The 14,725-nt window shown below is 62.9% G+C and carries 18 protein-coding genes; 1 reads left to right on the top strand and 17 read right to left on the bottom strand.

All coding sequences use genetic code 11. The features are described 5' to 3' along the window. Positions 1-32 precede the first annotated feature (32 nt). From BW975_RS13200 to BW975_RS13245, 11 genes are all read right to left on the bottom strand, one after another. Positions 33-317 (bottom strand): hypothetical protein, encoded by a 285-nt coding sequence (locus BW975_RS13200; protein WP_139194248.1) that lies wholly within the window; start codon positions 315-317, stop codon positions 33-35. A 376-nt stretch (positions 318-693) separates the two neighbouring features. Next, entirely contained in the window at positions 694-1,008 is a 315-nt protein-coding gene (locus BW975_RS13205) for a hypothetical protein (RefSeq protein WP_083687111.1), read from the bottom strand. Positions 1,009-1,055: 47 nt separating this feature from the next. Beyond that, entirely contained in the window at positions 1,056-1,292 is a 237-nt protein-coding gene (locus BW975_RS13210) for a hexameric tyrosine-coordinated heme protein (protein WP_244512591.1), read from the bottom strand. Then, positions 1,234-1,446 carry a cbb3-type cytochrome oxidase assembly protein CcoS gene (gene ccoS / locus BW975_RS13215; protein ID WP_076534812.1) on the bottom strand — a complete coding sequence of 71 codons (213 nt, stop codon included), beginning with the start codon at positions 1,444-1,446 and terminating at the stop codon, positions 1,234-1,236. Before ccoS ends, BW975_RS13210 begins: the two co-directional genes overlap by 59 nt. Continuing rightward, complete coding sequence (locus tag BW975_RS13220; protein WP_076534813.1) at positions 1,443-2,240, bottom strand: DUF2189 domain-containing protein; 798 nt, start codon at positions 2,238-2,240, stop codon at positions 1,443-1,445. Before BW975_RS13220 ends, ccoS begins: the two co-directional genes overlap by 4 nt. Positions 2,241-2,250: 10 nt before the next feature. Beyond that, positions 2,251-2,409 carry a hypothetical protein gene (locus BW975_RS18090; protein WP_170846595.1) on the bottom strand — a complete coding sequence of 53 codons (159 nt, stop codon included), beginning with the start codon at positions 2,407-2,409 and terminating at the stop codon, positions 2,251-2,253. Then, positions 2,406-3,326: a cytochrome-c oxidase, cbb3-type subunit III gene (ccoP, locus tag BW975_RS13225; RefSeq protein WP_076534814.1), complete on the bottom strand. Its 921-nt coding sequence runs from the start codon at positions 3,324-3,326 to the stop codon at positions 2,406-2,408. Before ccoP ends, BW975_RS18090 begins: the two co-directional genes overlap by 4 nt. Next, complete coding sequence (locus tag BW975_RS13230) at positions 3,323-3,490, bottom strand: cbb3-type cytochrome oxidase subunit 3 (RefSeq protein ID WP_083687112.1); 168 nt, start codon at positions 3,488-3,490, stop codon at positions 3,323-3,325. The genes ccoP and BW975_RS13230 overlap by 4 nt, the downstream gene beginning before the upstream one ends. Continuing rightward, a complete protein-coding gene (gene ccoO, locus BW975_RS13235; protein WP_076534815.1) occupies positions 3,487-4,215 on the bottom strand; it encodes a cytochrome-c oxidase, cbb3-type subunit II in 729 nt (242 codons plus the stop codon). The genes BW975_RS13230 and ccoO overlap by 4 nt, the downstream gene beginning before the upstream one ends. Before the next feature lie 3 nt (positions 4,216-4,218). Continuing rightward, complete coding sequence (gene ccoN / locus BW975_RS13240; RefSeq protein ID WP_076534816.1) at positions 4,219-5,856, bottom strand: cytochrome-c oxidase, cbb3-type subunit I; 1,638 nt, start codon at positions 5,854-5,856, stop codon at positions 4,219-4,221. Continuing rightward, the gene (locus tag BW975_RS13245; protein ID WP_076534817.1) at positions 5,853-6,284 is read right to left on the bottom strand and encodes an RrF2 family transcriptional regulator; all 432 of its coding nucleotides are present in this window, start codon (positions 6,282-6,284) and stop codon (positions 5,853-5,855) included. Before BW975_RS13245 ends, ccoN begins: the two co-directional genes overlap by 4 nt. 179 nt (positions 6,285-6,463) lie before the next feature. Here BW975_RS13245 and BW975_RS18370 point away from each other — a divergent pair, with 179 nt between their 5' ends. Beyond that, positions 6,464-6,589, top strand: a complete 126-nt coding sequence (locus BW975_RS18370; RefSeq protein ID WP_272482026.1) for a hypothetical protein — start codon at positions 6,464-6,466, stop codon at positions 6,587-6,589. A 572-nt stretch (positions 6,590-7,161) separates the two neighbouring features. On the opposite strand, the gene BW975_RS13250 is transcribed toward BW975_RS18370, so the two are convergent. The 6 genes from BW975_RS13250 to BW975_RS13275 all read right to left on the bottom strand — a co-directional run bounded on the left by BW975_RS13250 (position 7,162) and on the right by BW975_RS13275 (position 14,671). Beyond that, the gene (locus BW975_RS13250; RefSeq protein WP_076534818.1) at positions 7,162-8,040 is read right to left on the bottom strand and encodes a copper resistance D family protein; all 879 of its coding nucleotides are present in this window, start codon (positions 8,038-8,040) and stop codon (positions 7,162-7,164) included. A 5-nt stretch (positions 8,041-8,045) separates the two neighbouring features. Continuing rightward, the gene (locus BW975_RS13255) at positions 8,046-8,390 is read right to left on the bottom strand and encodes a copper resistance CopC family protein (RefSeq protein WP_076534819.1); all 345 of its coding nucleotides are present in this window, start codon (positions 8,388-8,390) and stop codon (positions 8,046-8,048) included. 105 nt (positions 8,391-8,495) lie between these two features. Further along, complete coding sequence (locus tag BW975_RS13260; protein WP_076534820.1) at positions 8,496-8,990, bottom strand: DUF411 domain-containing protein; 495 nt, start codon at positions 8,988-8,990, stop codon at positions 8,496-8,498. A gap of 94 nt (positions 8,991-9,084) precedes the next feature. Then, on the bottom strand, positions 9,085-9,459 hold the full coding sequence (locus tag BW975_RS13265; RefSeq protein WP_076534821.1) for a copper-binding protein: 375 nt from the start codon (positions 9,457-9,459) through the stop codon (positions 9,085-9,087). A 26-nt stretch (positions 9,460-9,485) separates the two neighbouring features. Continuing rightward, on the bottom strand, positions 9,486-12,665 hold the full coding sequence (locus BW975_RS13270; protein WP_076534822.1) for an efflux RND transporter permease subunit: 3,180 nt from the start codon (positions 12,663-12,665) through the stop codon (positions 9,486-9,488). Next, positions 12,662-14,671: an efflux RND transporter periplasmic adaptor subunit gene (locus tag BW975_RS13275; RefSeq protein WP_244512590.1), complete on the bottom strand. Its 2,010-nt coding sequence runs from the start codon at positions 14,669-14,671 to the stop codon at positions 12,662-12,664. Before BW975_RS13275 ends, BW975_RS13270 begins: the two co-directional genes overlap by 4 nt. Positions 14,672-14,725: the final 54 nt, after the last annotated feature.

The following is a 14,725-nucleotide window of genomic DNA, read 5'->3' on the forward strand; positions in this document are numbered from 1 at the left end:
TGGCGCGAGGAGGGCAGATGCGGGCAGGCATATCAGATATTTTTCTGTTCTTGAGGTGGGCCGCGTGCGTGAGCGCGATCAAGGGATGCGCCATGCGGCGGCAAAGCAGTCTCGCCCATGGGCAAGAACGCCGCGTAGGAGATGGCACGACCGGGAGCAGCGGGCTGCGCCGGCGCATGGGCGGCCGTCAGCGCGCAAACAGGGCAGGTGTCGCAGATGGTGGCTGTCTCAAGCGGGGAGGGTGCCCCATCGGCATCGAGCACAACCTCGACCGCAGCGCCGTTGATGCAGATCACGGCCGTCATCGCGTCTGACATGGGCATCGCCATACGCGCCATAGACCCGTTGGCCATGGCGAGTAAGACTGTGATCAGCAAGATCAGACGGGCGAATCCAATGAGCATGGCATCTGATGCCACATCATCTCAGTCGGATGTTTGATCTAAAACAAACTCTGAATCAGGATATGCGCGTTTGGCGCCAAGTATATCGGATGGCAACCCCGCGCCTTGGATGCCGACTAGCCAAACATCAGCTGATATCCCCTGCGGAGGAAGGACATCTTGGCAGAAGGTTATCGGTCAGACCGTCGGCCAAGTCATCTTGGTGGGCGGATATGATCCCTCAACAAAGCGGATGATTTCCAGCTTTGCGGTTGTAGAACATCTCATATCCGGAATTCCCCGGTCCCTGTCATGCCAGTTTGAGCAGACAGTTTTCTAGTGTGAGATCGGCCACGCGTTCTTTCAAATCCGAGGTGTCCGGGCGCAGATCTGTGACATCTGGCGACGTTACCCAACGGGCCGCGTCGCCGGCCAATCGGCGGTTGCCAGCATCGAGGAACTCATTTGGCCCTCTATAATACAGGCTTTCGGCGATGCCCTCACGGCGGCAGAGCACCGAAACCCTCTGCTCGCGTGACAGGCCCGCCAAAAGACCGAAAATCTTCGCCTTTGCCGAACAGACCTCTCGGGTCTTGTGGCGGATGTCCTTTCCCCGCTTGTCCACGGCGCCCTTCGCCGGTCCGAGCTTCTGTTAATATTCAGGTACGGTTCTTAGGCATCTTTCCAATAGTCGTTTGCCGCAGCAACAGTTGCGAAATGAGTCGCCACGACCTGGCTCGACGCGATCAGGGCGGTGGAATCTTCTGCATATTCGGGCCGCAGCCTGTCGCGGATCGCGGCGTCCGGCTGAGTCATCTTGACTGCAACGCGCGCCATCTTCACCGCCAGATCATAGCCTTCTTCGGGCGTTGCCGTTTTCAGGGTTGGTAGCCATTTTGTCATCTTCATCTCCTTTTATTTCAAGTGGGGGATCGGGTATCAGGACGCGTTCAGCATTGCCCATGGGATCGTCGAATTGGTCGTGTCGCAGCGCCCATGCGAATGCGGCAAGGCCGATCAGGCCCATGGTGATCGACATCGGGATGAGTACGAGCCAGCTCATTTATCGAGCCGCCGGATCGCCTTGTAGGCGTGCCATGTGCCATGACCCAGAACCGGGAACACCACCGCCAGCCCCAGAAGGCCGGTCAATGCGCTCAGCGCTAGACCGCCCGCGACGATGGCGGCCCATGTCAGCGCGGGCTTCAGGTTGTGCGTCGTCATGGCGAAGCTGAGGCCGAGGGCGGTCAATGCGTCGCGCCGCTCGGCCATGATCATGGGGATCGAGAAAAGGCTCAGCGCGAAGGCGAAGGCGGCAAAAAGCCCCCCGATCGCGGTCCCGACCCCGATCAGCATCCAGCCCCTGGTTGTGGTCAGGACGTTGACAAACGCATCTTCGGCCCCCGGAAAAGGCGTAAGGCCGAAGAAAAGCGCATAAAGAAGATCGGCAATCCGGATCCAGAACAGCACGAGCAGGCCCAGCATCAGCCCGGCAAAGGCCAACTGCCCCAGCGGCGCGCCCTTGATCACAAGCATGCGCATCAGGCCGATGCGTGCGCCTTCCTCGCGGGCGCGGCTCTTCTCATAGAGGCCGATGGCAAAAAATGGCCCGACGATCAAAAACCCCGAAACCATCGGAAGCGCGAGATAGAGAAGTCCCGCCGACGCAAGCGCCCAGAGGACCGCGTAAGAAAAAATCACCACGCAGATGCCATAGATCAGACTTTGTGCAAGGCCCGCGCGAAAATCGCTCCAGCCGGCGCTTAGCCAAGCGAAGGCTGCGGTCGCGGGCAAGGACCGGGCAAGGGGCGAGTCCGGCCTGTCAGGGGCGCGCAGTGTCGGGAGAGGTTCGAGCATCTCAGACCTTTCAGCAGGCGGGTTTGGCGGCGGCGGCGCGCTCGGACAATGTGCAGTCGGGCTGCGAATTCAGCGCGACGGTGATCAGATGCGCGTTTGCCGCGATGAAGAGGCCGATCGCCAGAAACGCGCCGGTGATGGCCAATCTGCGCTGCACGGCTGCGGTCATTCCTGCGCCTCCGAAATGTCATCGGAAAGGGTCGAGACATAAAGCGCGAGCAGATTGATCTCGGCATCGGACAGACGGTCCGACCAAGCCGGCATGACCCCCTGCCGCCCGCTGCGCAGCGTGTTCAGAACGCTGGCGCGACCCTGCCCGTAAATGACCGCCTCGTCGGTCAGGGACGGCGCACCGATCATCAGCCCGCCTTCCCCATTCTCGCCGTGGCAGGAGCTGCAATTATCCGCAAAAAGCTCGGCACCTGTGCTGTCGGGGTCCGCGCCCTCGCCGGGAAGCGCGGCGACGTAATCGGCCAGTGCGCCAAGCTCGCCCCGCTCCATCCAGTCAAAGGACGGCATCTGTGCGAACCGCGCATCAGCGCCAGCGCCGTTGATGCCGACATGCAAGATTTCCGCGATCGTCGCCGGATCGCCACCCCAGAGCCAATGCCCATCGTTCAAAACCGGAAATCCGGGGCCGCCGCCGCCCTCCGCGCCGTGGCAGGCCGCGCAATTATCCTGATAGAGCCGATTGGCTGCGGCCATCGCGGGCAGCATCAAGGTATCGTCGGACTTGAGCGCCGCGAAATCGCCCCCCTCGAAACGGGCCAGCCAGTCTGCGCGCTCGGCGCTGATGGCGCGGTACCGCTCGACCGCCATGTCGCCCTGATCCAGCCCCAGAAGGCCGCGGGTGTAATCCTGCCCCAAAGGCCAGGCCGGCAGCAGGATCCACGCTATGACGGAATAGACAAAGCTGAGGGCAAGCGCCCAGATCGCGATCTTGGGAAAGGGTGTGTTCAGCTCGCGGATGCCGTTCCAGTCATGCCCGGTCGTGTCGTATCCGGTGACGGGATCGACCTCGCGATGCCCGGTATGCGGATCAACCTCATTGCTGCCTTCGGCATTTCGGCGTGGATCATCGCTCATCCCGCGTCCTCCCCGGCTTGATCGGGCAGGATGGAGCGGGCCGCCCTTTCATGGTCCGCGCGGCGCTTGGGATTGTAGGTGCGGATCAGCACGATGATGAAAAAGCCCATCATCCAGATCGGGCCGAAAGTCTTGGCGATCAGAACGAGCGTGTCGTGACTCATTGCGTCTCTCCTGCCAGCAGCTCATAGGGCGCATCGGTCAGGGTGCCCAGCGATTGCAGATAGGCCACGACCGCATCCATTTCGGTCAGGCGGCCCGGATCACCGTCGAAGGCGCGCACGGCGACATCCGCGCCATAGCGCTCTCGCACGGCGTCGCCTGCCTCCGTGTCCGGCTGGCTTTGCCCCTTGGCATCGTCAAGGGCGGCATCCACCATGTCCGCAGTATAGGGCACGCCCAGTGTGGCAAGTGTGGCCAGTTGATCGCCGATCAGGTCGGTGTCCAGATCCCGGCTCAGCCACGGATAGGCGGGCATGATCGAGGCGGGCACGACGCTGCGCGGGTCGATCAGATGCGCGCTGTGCCAGGCATCGGAATATTTCTCGCCCAAGCGGGCCAGATCGGGGCCGGTCCGTTTGGAGCCCCACAGCATGGGGTGATCATAGGCACTCTCGGCGGCCAACGAGTAGGGTCCATAGCGGTCCAGCTCGTCCGCGAGGCTACGTACCATCTGGCTGTGACAGGCGTAGCATCCCTCGCGGATATAGATTTCGCGTCCGGCCAATTCCAGCGGGGTATGCGGGCGCATGTCGTCCGGTATCTCAACCGTCTCGTCAATGGTGAACAACGGCGCGATCTCGACGATCCCGCCGATCGATGCGGCGACGATGATGCCGGCCACCAGGCCCATCGACATCTTCTCGAGGTTGTAATGAAGTCTGAGCATAACCTACTCCGCCGGCTGCGGTTTGAGGGGCACGTCGCGCGGCTCGGCCATGTAAGGCGCGCTGCGGAAGGTGGCGAGGCAGTTGAGCGCGCAGATAATGGCCCCTGTCAGGAACATGCCGCCCCCGATGGTGCGGATCAGGTAGTAGGGCGCCATCGCCTCGACCGATTGGACAAAACTGTAGGACAGCGCGCCGTTCTCGTCATAGGCACGCCACATCAGCCCTTGCGTGATGCCCGCGTTCCACATCGCCACGACGTAGACCAGCGTGCCCCCGACAGCGAGCCAGAAGTGCCACTCGATCGCGCGGGGCCATGCCATCGCCTCGCGCCCCGAAAGCTGCGGAACCATCGTGTAGATCGCGCCGAAAATGATCATCGCCACCCAGCCGAGCGTTCCGGAATGGACGTGCCCGACCGTCCAGTCGGTATAATGGCTCAGCGAGTTGACAGGCCGGATCGCCAGAAACGACCCCTCGAAGGTCGAAAGGCCATAGAACACTGCGGCGACGAACATGAAGCGCAGCGTCGCGTCGTCGCGCACCTTGTGCCAGGCGCCGTTCAGTGTCGCGATGGCGTTGCCCGCCGACGCCCAAGACGGCACCAGCAGCATCACCGAGAACGTCATGCCAAGGGTCTGCACCCAATAGGGCAGGGCAGTGTAATGCAAATGGTGCGAGCCGACCCAGATGTAGAAAAAGACAATGCCCCAAAAGCTGAGGATCGACAGCCGGTAGGACCAGATCGGACGCCCCGACCGCACCGGCAGGTAGTAATAGAGCATCCCCAGAAAGCCCGAGGTCAGGAAGAACGCGACCGCGTTATGCCCGTACCACCACTGGATCATCGCATCCTGCACACCCGCCCATATCGTGAAGCTGTCGGCGGTATTCCAGCGCACCGGAAGGGCGAGATTGTTGACGATATGCAGCATCGCGACAATCAGGATGAAGGCCATGTAATACCAGTTTGCCACATAGATATGTGGCTCGTGTCGCCGTGCGAGGGTGCGGATATAGACGGTGAAATAGACGACCCACACGATCACAAGCCATATGTCGGCATACCATTCCGCCTCGGCGTACTCCTTGGATTGCGTGCTGCCCATCAGATAGCCGCTGACCGCCCAGAGGCAGAAAAGGTTAAACCCGATCAGCACGAACCATGGGCTGATTGCATCGGCCAGCCGCGTCCGCGCGGTGCGTTGCAACACGTAGAACGAGGTCGCAATCAGGGCGTTGCCGCCAAACCCAAAGATGATGCCGGTGGTGTGCACGGGGCGCAGCCGTCCGAAGCTGGTCCAGGGAAGGGCAGTCGTGCCTTCAGGCCAGTAAAGAAGCGCGGACACCCAGACGCCGACACCCATCGCGACGATGGCCCAGACCAATGTCATCACGATACCAAAACGGGTGGGGCCGTCGAAATAACGGTCATGGCGCTCGGGTCCGGGCGCGTCGTCATAAAGCGCGCCGCCTGTTCGGAAAACCAGGAACAGTCCGAGTGCCAGCGCCATGGCGCCATGAACGGCCATCACGCCTTTGCCAGCCGCAGCTGCCATGGCAAATCCGATGATTGCCAATGCGATGGACAACGCAAAAGCGATCCGGCGTTCAAAGCTGCTGAGCGTTCCGGCAGATGTCATGGAATTGCCCCTTCAAGAGTGGCCGGCGGTGCCAGCGCGATATCCGCCAGACTGGCCCGATCAAGATCTTTCAGAAACGCGGCCTCGGCAGAGCGAAGGCGCGCCTTCAGCTTGCAACGGCCGTCAATGACGCATTCGCCACCCCCCGGCGCGAAACACTCGACCAGCGGCTGCCCCTCTTCGAGAAGGCGGACAACCTGTCCCAAGCTGATATCGCCCGCGTCGCGTGCCAGCATACCGCCGCCGCCACCGCCGCGCCTGGTCATGACGATGCCACCCGCAGACAGCCGCTGCATGATCTTCGACAGGTGATGCCGCGAAATGCCGAATTCGGTTGCAAGCTCCGAGGTGGAAAACCCGCGTTCCGGCGCGCTGGCCATTCGCATCAGCATCCGCAAGCCATAGTCCGTGAACGAGGTAAGACGCACTCGGAAGCCCTCTGATAAATAAGTATTTGAAATACCGATTAACACAAATGTTTCTGATCGCAAACCTTAACCAAGGTTGCGGTTTGCGCTGGAGATGCTGCCGTACCCCACCGAAGTGGTCCACGAGCCGGACTGGTATTGTCCCGCTTCCGCAAGGCCAGATGGCCGGAAAGAAAGACATGTCTGAAGAGATCGTGTCGGGGCGACGGCAGGTCGACATGTTGCAGTTGTACGTAAGCTCACTTGCCGATGCCGTGCGCCAGATCGGCGTGACGGCGCAGACCAGTGGCCAATGGCGCATATAGCATGGTGGCACCAATCGGGATCAGCTCAACTGTTTGAAACCGCTGGTGACCATGACTACGCGGTCTCGGGCGGGCGGTTTCAGATCGGCCGTTGGACCGCGTGATCCTGATCTGGGCCGTCCGGGAAAGCCTCTCGACCATTTGCGCCGCAGACAGTGCCCATGTGCGGCAACCTCCATCCTGTGCAGACCGCCGAAATACGTAACTTCTGCAATGGCGCTGAATGAACGTCAAAAGGGTGCGCGCTTGGATCGGGGCCGTGCGTGCCAAGACCGCCTTCATCGCATCAGGATCGCCACGGCGAAACGGCTACTGTGAGAACGCCATGCAAGGGCCGGGACGGGCTGTTGAACGACAAGCTAGTCGACAGCCAGCGCAAGGATCACATCCCGATCGAGGGGCGCCACCGCCGCTACGACACTGTCTGACCACACAGCGCCTTTGGATGCCGACCGCCTGGCCCCGACACCATCGTTCCGTTAGACCACCGGCCAATCATGCAACCGCAATCAAGCTGACCTACTCGATAGTGGCGACGGCGTTCCATGGGAAACCTTTGGATATGCCGAAAGCTACAGGTTTACCGGGGGCGTGGTGACAGAGGTAAGCGCAGCTGTCGCGAGCAGGATCAACGCGACGGCGATTGCTTCGACTAAGATTGAGCGCCGCAGACGGATCCCGGCGCGCGGCATTCCAGTAGCAAGCGCCGGAACAAGCCGCCATTTGTTAAGCGCGGCGAGCGCCATCAGACCGGCCACCAATGCCAGTTTCGCCAAGAGCGTCCAGCCGTAGGCGGTGGTGAAGAGGCCCACGAGCGATCCGGTCATCAGCCATGCAAAGACGAGGCCTGCCGCGACCAGCACCGAGACCGTGACAGCAGCGATGTGCCCGAACCGATGCAGTAGCGCGGCTCCCCCGGTGTCCTGAACTGCGCGGAATAGGGGCGGCAAGGCAGCCACCCAGAACGCCGCGGCCAAAAGATGAGCCGTCAGCAGCCCAGCGAGCAGCGCAGGCGGATCGCCAAGGGAGTGCCCCACGAAGGTGAAAGACAGCCCGATCAGTAGCGTCCCGAGCAACGCTATGCCAAGACCGACCCTGCCCCGCATCAGCCAGGCAATGATCATCAGCGCACCGCCCGCCTGCCAGAGTGCCGCAGTGCCAAGCGGGCTTTCCCAGACAAATCCCAACATAACCGGATCCAGCGCGCCAGACAGGCCCATGCCCGAGATACGCGCCGCGCGAATGCCGAAACGCAAGGCGAGAACCACAAGCGCAGCGAGGGCGGCAATGACCGCAACCCTCTGCGCCAGCCCCAGAACGTCAACTGATGCACGCGGAAATGCGACCGCAAAAAGCGGGCCACCCATAGCAAGCAGGGCGGCGCCATAACCTGCCGCCTTGGCGATAACCGCCAAAGCCACCCAATGGTCAATCGGTGCGAGCCCCTCCATCAGGGTCAGTTTGCAATCTCAAAGGCAAAGCTGCCCTGCATGGGATGCCCGTCAGACGACATGCCGCGCCAGTTCACCTCGTAGGCGCCGTCCGGCAACTCGCGCGGTGGCAGCGCGCGAAATTCGGTCACCGGATCCATACCCGTCTCGCGCGTCAATTCCACTTCGCCGTCGGGACCGGACATCAAAATCACTGTTATGCGCATGGCATCGTTGAAGCGCATCTCAATGTATGGGACCGAGGCGACGGTCGCGGCATCGGCGGGCAAGGTCTCCTCGGCTTTGGAATGCGCCGCTGCGCCCGTCGCCGTGAACGCCAGTGCGATGCCGGCAAGAAGTGTCTGTTTCATACTCTTAGCTCCAATCATATGTGCCGATGCAACACGCTGTCCGGTGATCACCGATCTTATGGCGACGAGAGCGGCGATGGCATAGCCCCCGACCGCTCCTTATCCTCAAAGACCGGCCCGGTAGAAGACCTCACCGGCACCGGCGTCACCGCCGAACGCGATCACGTCGAACCGCGCGGCCGGATCATCCCCCATGCCGGGCGAGCCAGCGGGCATTCCGGGTACCGCGATCCCTGCGATATCGGGCCGCTCCTCCAGCAGTTTGGCCAGCGCATCGAAGGGCACATGGCCCTCGACGACATAGCCCTCGATCATGGCTGTATGGCAGGACCACAAATCGCCGGGAATACCAGCGGCGCGTTTGGTGGGGGTCACGTTCTGGATGTCGGTCACCTCGACATCGTAGCCTTCCTCGCGCGCCAGCGCGACCCAAGCGCCGCAGCAGCCGCAGGTGGGGCTCTTGGTGACATGCATTGTGCCGTGATTGGCCGCGTTCGTTTGATTTTCCGCATGCGCCATGCCTGCGCCGCCCATGGTGGCCAGCCCAAGGGCCAATGCGGCGGCGGAAAGTGTGGCGAGCGCTGTTTTGATCGGTTTCATTGGGTAACTCCCTTGAGTGTTTTCGCGTGGCCGCCGCGACGGGGGCAGCCCGCTTGCAAGCTTGCGGCCACGCTGCATGATTTGGCGGCCTCGATCACTCGGCCATGATGCCGCCGATGGCATACATGCCATCCTCGCCCTTGATCAGCATCAGTGTGACGCTATCGCCTGCGGAGGCGTCGCCCATCATGTGCGCCTCGGGCAGTACGGGCAGGTCCATCGTCATGGCGGGCCAGCCGATTTCAGGGATCGGCTCGTGGCTGACATTTGCCGTGCCGTCCCCGATGGAGTTGAGAGTGGCCATAGTATGCACGGCACCCTCCATCTGCTCGGCACTCATGGTCATGCTCGAATGGTCCATTTTGGAGTGATCCATCTTGGAGTGGTTCATCTCGGATTTCTCCGTCTCGGCCATTCCCGCAGACGCGCCGAGGAGTGCCGCACAGGTGGCAATCAAAAGAGCTTTCATCTGTCTTCCTTTCAAGGTTGGCCCGCTCATTCGGCGGGCAAGGGGTCTGCCGGGGCGTCGCCGCCGGCCTGCAGGGCGCGGTTGGTGCGTGTCAGCGCCAGCCGCTTCCAGATCACGAAGATCGCTGGAATGACGAAAAGGGTAAGCAAGGTGGCAGTGGTCATACCGCCCAGCATTGGGGCCGCGATCCTCTGCATGATTTCGGATCCGGTGCCGGTGCCGTACATGATCGGAATGAGCCCCGCGAAGATGGTGGCAACGGTCATCACCTTTGGGCGCACGCGCAGGAGCGCCCCCTCGAACACCACCTCTTCGATATCCATACGCGTCATCGCGCGGCGCTCGGTGGCGGCGGCTGCATGCCGGCGGTCCCAGGCGAGGTTGAGGTAAAGCAGCATGACGATCGCCGTTTCCACCGCGACGCCTGCCAGCGCAATAAAACCGACGAGAACGGCCACCGAGATGTCGAAGCTGAGATACCACAGGAACCACACGCCCCCTGCCAGCGCGACAGGCAGCGCGGCCAGGATGATACCCACCTCGATCACGCGGCTGAACGCCATGAAGAGCATCAAGGTAATGATCAGCAATGTCGCGGGCGCGACGATCTTGAGCCGCTCCTGCATCCGCTCGATATACTCATATTGGCCGGACCACGTGATCGAATAGCCCGGCGGCAGCGTTACCCTATCGGCGACGGCAGCACGTGCCTCGTCCACGTATCCGCCCAGATCGCGGCCCGCGATGTCGATAAGTACAAAGCCGGTGCGCCGGGCGTTCTCGGACCGGATCATGCCGGGGCCATCATTGATGCGGATCTCGGCCAGCGCGCCCAGCGGGATATGCGCGCCCGAGGGCGTGACAATTGGCAGATCGCGCAGCCGCTCGGGGCTGTCGCGCCAGTGCTGCGGATAGCGCAGGTTTATGGGAAAGCGCTCTAGCCCCTCGATCGATTCCGACACCTGCATTCCGCCTATGGCGGTCTGCACCACATCCTGCACGTCGCGCACACTCATCATATAGCGTGCGACGGCCTCGCGGTCGGGCGTGATCTCGATATATCGCCCGCCCACGGGCCGCTCAGCATAGGCCGAGGTCGTGCCGGGGATACTCGCAGCGATGCGTTCGACCTGGGTGCCGATATCCTCGATCACGCGCAGATCAGCGCCCGATATCTTGACGCCCACGGGTGTCTTGATGCCGGTGGCCAGCATGTCGATGCGGTTCTTGATCGGCTGAATCCACACGTTCGTAACGCCCGGCACCTGCACTGCACGGTCCAGATCGGCGCGGATCGTCTCCATCGTGCTGCCCGCGCGCCACTCGGCCTCGGGCTTTAGCTGGATCGTCGTCTCGATCATCGTCAGGGGCGCGGGGTCGGTCGCCGTGTCGGCGCGGCCCAGCTTGCCGTGGACGGTTGCCACTTCGGGGACCGTTGCGATCATGCGGTCGGTCTGTTGCAGCACCTCGCGGGCCTTGCCGATCGAGACGCCGGGATAGAGCGTGGGCATGTAGAGAAAATCGCCCTCGTTCAGCTCGGGCATGAACTCGGTCCCGAGTCGCTGGAGCGGCCACATCATCGACGCCACCAGCACCCCGGCCAAAAGGGTCGTCGCCCAAGGCCAGGCGACCGCGGCATCGAGGAAGGGGCGGTAAATCCAGATCACCAGGCGATTGAGCGGGTTCTTGCGCTCGGGGATAATGCGCCCGCGCACGAAGTAGCCCATCAATACCGGGACCAGCGTGATCGACAGGATCGCGGCAGCGGCCATCGCGTAGGTCTTGGTAAAGGCCAGCGGCTTGAAGAGGCGGCCCTCCTGGCTCTCCAGCACGAAGACCGGCAGAAAGCTGACCGCGATGATGGCGAGCGAGAAGAAAAGCGCCGGCCCCACCTCCTGGCAACATTCCGCGACGATGCGCCATCGGTTCTTGGCCGTCAGCTTCTCCTGCTCGATCCGCCTGTGCATCGCCTCGATCATGACAATGGCGGCGTCGACCATCGCGCCGATGGCGATGGCGATGCCACCCAATGACATGATGTTCGCGTTGACGCCCTGCAGCCGCATGATGATGAACGCCGCCGCGATCCCGAGGGGCAGCGACAGAAGGATCACCAGCGACGAGCGGACATGCAGCAGGAAGGCCGCGCAGACCAAGATGACGACGATGAATTCCTCGGTCAGCTTATGCTGCAGGTTGTCGATGGCCCGCTCGATCACGCCGGCGCGGTTGTAGGTTGTCACGATCTCGACGCCCTCCGGCAGGCTGCCGCGCAACTCGTCCAGCCGCGCCTCGACCGCCTTGATCGTGCTCAGCGCATTGCCGCCCCAGCGCAGGATCACGACGCCGCCCGCCGCCTCGCCGATCCCGTTCAGCTCGCCCACGCCGCGCCGCATCTCGGGGCCAAGCCGGATCTCGGCCACGTCGCCCAGCGTCACGGCCGCGCCGCGGTCATTGACCATCAAGGGTGCGCTGGCCAGGTCCGACAGCTCGTCCACGTAGCCGGTCGAGCGGACCATGAATTCGGCCTCGCCCATCTCGACCACGCTGCCGCCCGTCTCGCGGTTGGCGCTTTGAATGGCGGCGCTGACCTCGGCAAGCGTCAGGTCGTAGGCACGCAGCTTCATCGGGTCGACAACGACCTGATATTGCTTGACCATGCCGCCGATCGTGGCGACCTCGGAGACGCCCTCGACCGTCTGCAACTCGTATTTCAGAAACCAGTCCTGAAGGGTGCGCAGCTGCGCCAGATCATGCCCGCCGGTTCGGTCGATCAGCGCATATTGGTAGATCCAGCCGACGCCGGTCGCATCGGGGCCAAGCTGCGGCGACACGCCCTCCGGCAGGTCCGCCGCGATCTGGCCGAGATATTCCAGGACGCGGCTGCGCGCCCAATAGAGATCAGTCCCGTCCTCGAAGACGACATAGACGTAGCTGTCACCAAAAAAGGAAAAGCCGCGCACGTCGCTGGCGCCCGGCACCGACAGCATGGCGCTGGCGATGGGATAGGTCACCTGATCCTCGACCACCTGAGGCGCCTGGCCGGGAAAGGGCGTTTTCACGATCACCTGCACGTCCGACAGATCCGGAATGGCGTCTACCGGCGTCGTACGAATGGCCCAGATCCCCGCAGCGCCCATCATGATCGCCAGCGCGAGAATGATGATGCGGTTCGCGATCGAGGCGCGGATGATGGCGGCGATCATTGTGCCGCCCCCGCATTGCGCGTGCCGACCAGCGTCAACGAGAAATCAGGGTTGCGCGCCAGTTCCAGCGTCACCTCTTGGCCAAGAGGCAGGCTGCTGGCCTCGACCGACGGCGCCACGGCGAAGTCCATCGTCATCCCGGGCATGCCGATTTCGGTCATCGGACCATGCGTGATGTTGGCCGTGCCCGCGGACGCATCGACGCTGTTGATCATGCCGTTCACCTCCATCGGCGGGGCGGTGGGCGCCGCTTCGGCCAGAATCATCGTCATGCCATCCGGACGCGCGAAGGTCAGCTGCGCCACTTCGCCCACCGGCAGAGCGGCGGGGTCGAGCCCCTCGGTCAGCGCAAACTCCATGGTCATGCCGGGCATGCCGATTTCCGCGATCGGCCCATGGGTGATGGTGGCCATGCGCGCCGCCGCGTCCACCGCATCGATCGTGCCCGACACGGTGATCGGGGGCGCTGCGGCCTCGGGTGCAGCGGCATTGGACGCGGCAGTATCGCTGCCTGCTGCCATATCTGTGCCGCGCAGGGCGACAATGGTGAAAAGACCGTCTTCACCCTTGGCCAGATCGAACTCAATTGGCTGGTCCAGGGGCGCCTCCGAGGGGGCAAAGCCTGCGACATCCATGTCCATCTGCATGGCGGGCCAGCCGAGTTCCGGGATCGGCTCGTGCGCGACGGTCAGCTTGCCTTCGTCGGTGACGGCAAGGATTTTGCCTTGCCCGGTGGCGGCAATCCCGTCATCGGCTCCCAGTTCGATAAGGCTCAGAAGGCCGTCCGCGCCGCGTGCGGCCATGAACGTCACCTCTTGCCCCACTTCCAGCCGCTCCAGCGCGATATCGCTGCGCAGCGCGAAGCGAGAGGTCATGGCGGGCCAGTCGAGTGCCGCGAGTGCGCCGTGCCGGATCGTGGTTATGCGAGTCTCACGGTCTAACGCGACGAGCGTTCCGGTGCCGCGCGCGGGCGCATCGTCGGTCGGTGCCATACGCATCAGTCCCGCGCTCAGCGCACTTTCGCTGTCGATCAGGAACTGCGCCGAGGCCACGACCTCCTCACCGGGGGCGAGGCCCTGCATGATCTCGGTCCGGCCCCCCTCGCCGAAGCTGTCGCGCAGACCGGTGGTGACGAGGCGCGGCTTGAACGTTCCGTTGCCCGTCTTGAGGATCACGCGCTCGGCCGAGCCTGTGCGGATGATCGCCTCGGTCGGAACGGTCAGCGCCGTTCGTGATGCTTCGGGGACCAGCGTGACGGTGCCAAACATGCCCGGCCTCAAGAGACCGTCCTCATTATCCAATCGAAGCCGGACGGGCAGGGTGCGAGTTCTGGCGTCGAGGGCGGGATAGATGTAGTCGATTTCTCCCTCGAACAGACGGCCAGGAAGATGATCGAAGCGGGCCAGTGCGCGCATGTTCGCGCTGAGACGCGCGATATCGCGCTCGAACACATCGACGATGAGCCAAACGTCGCGCGGATCGGTGATCGAAACCGCCCGCACATCCGGCCTGAGAAACATCCCCTCCGCCGCCTCAAGCGATATGACAACGCCATCCTGCGGCGCGAGCACCTCGATATTGCGGGCAAGCTCGCCGCTGGCCTCGATCCGTTTGATCTGGGCGTCCGACATGCCCTGGCTTCGCAGCGCATTCCGTGCGGCGCTGATGATGCGCGGATTGCCGGCCTCGAGCGCGCGGACCAGATCACTACTGGACGAACCGATGGTCTGCGAGAACATCTCGAAAAGGACATCACCCTTCTTGACCGGATCGCCGACCGCACGCACGTTCAGCGCCTCGATCCATCCATCAACGCGGGTGTGGACGTGGCTGGTCAGGTGGTCGTCATAGGCGACATTACCGACCGTCTCGATCTGCTCTGAAATCTCCGAGGATTGCGCAATCGCGGTGCGCACGCCGATCGCGTTGATCTCGGTGCCGGAGAGTTTCACTTCGCTCGCGTCGCTGGCGGGCTCCTCTCCTGCCATGACGGGGATGAGGTCCATTCCCATAGGAGACTTGCCGGGGCCAGGTTGCCTGAAATTGGGATCCATCGGCGC

Source organism: Roseovarius nanhaiticus (assembly GCF_900156535.1).
GTDB lineage: Bacteria > Pseudomonadota > Alphaproteobacteria > Rhodobacterales > Rhodobacteraceae > Roseovarius > Roseovarius nanhaiticus.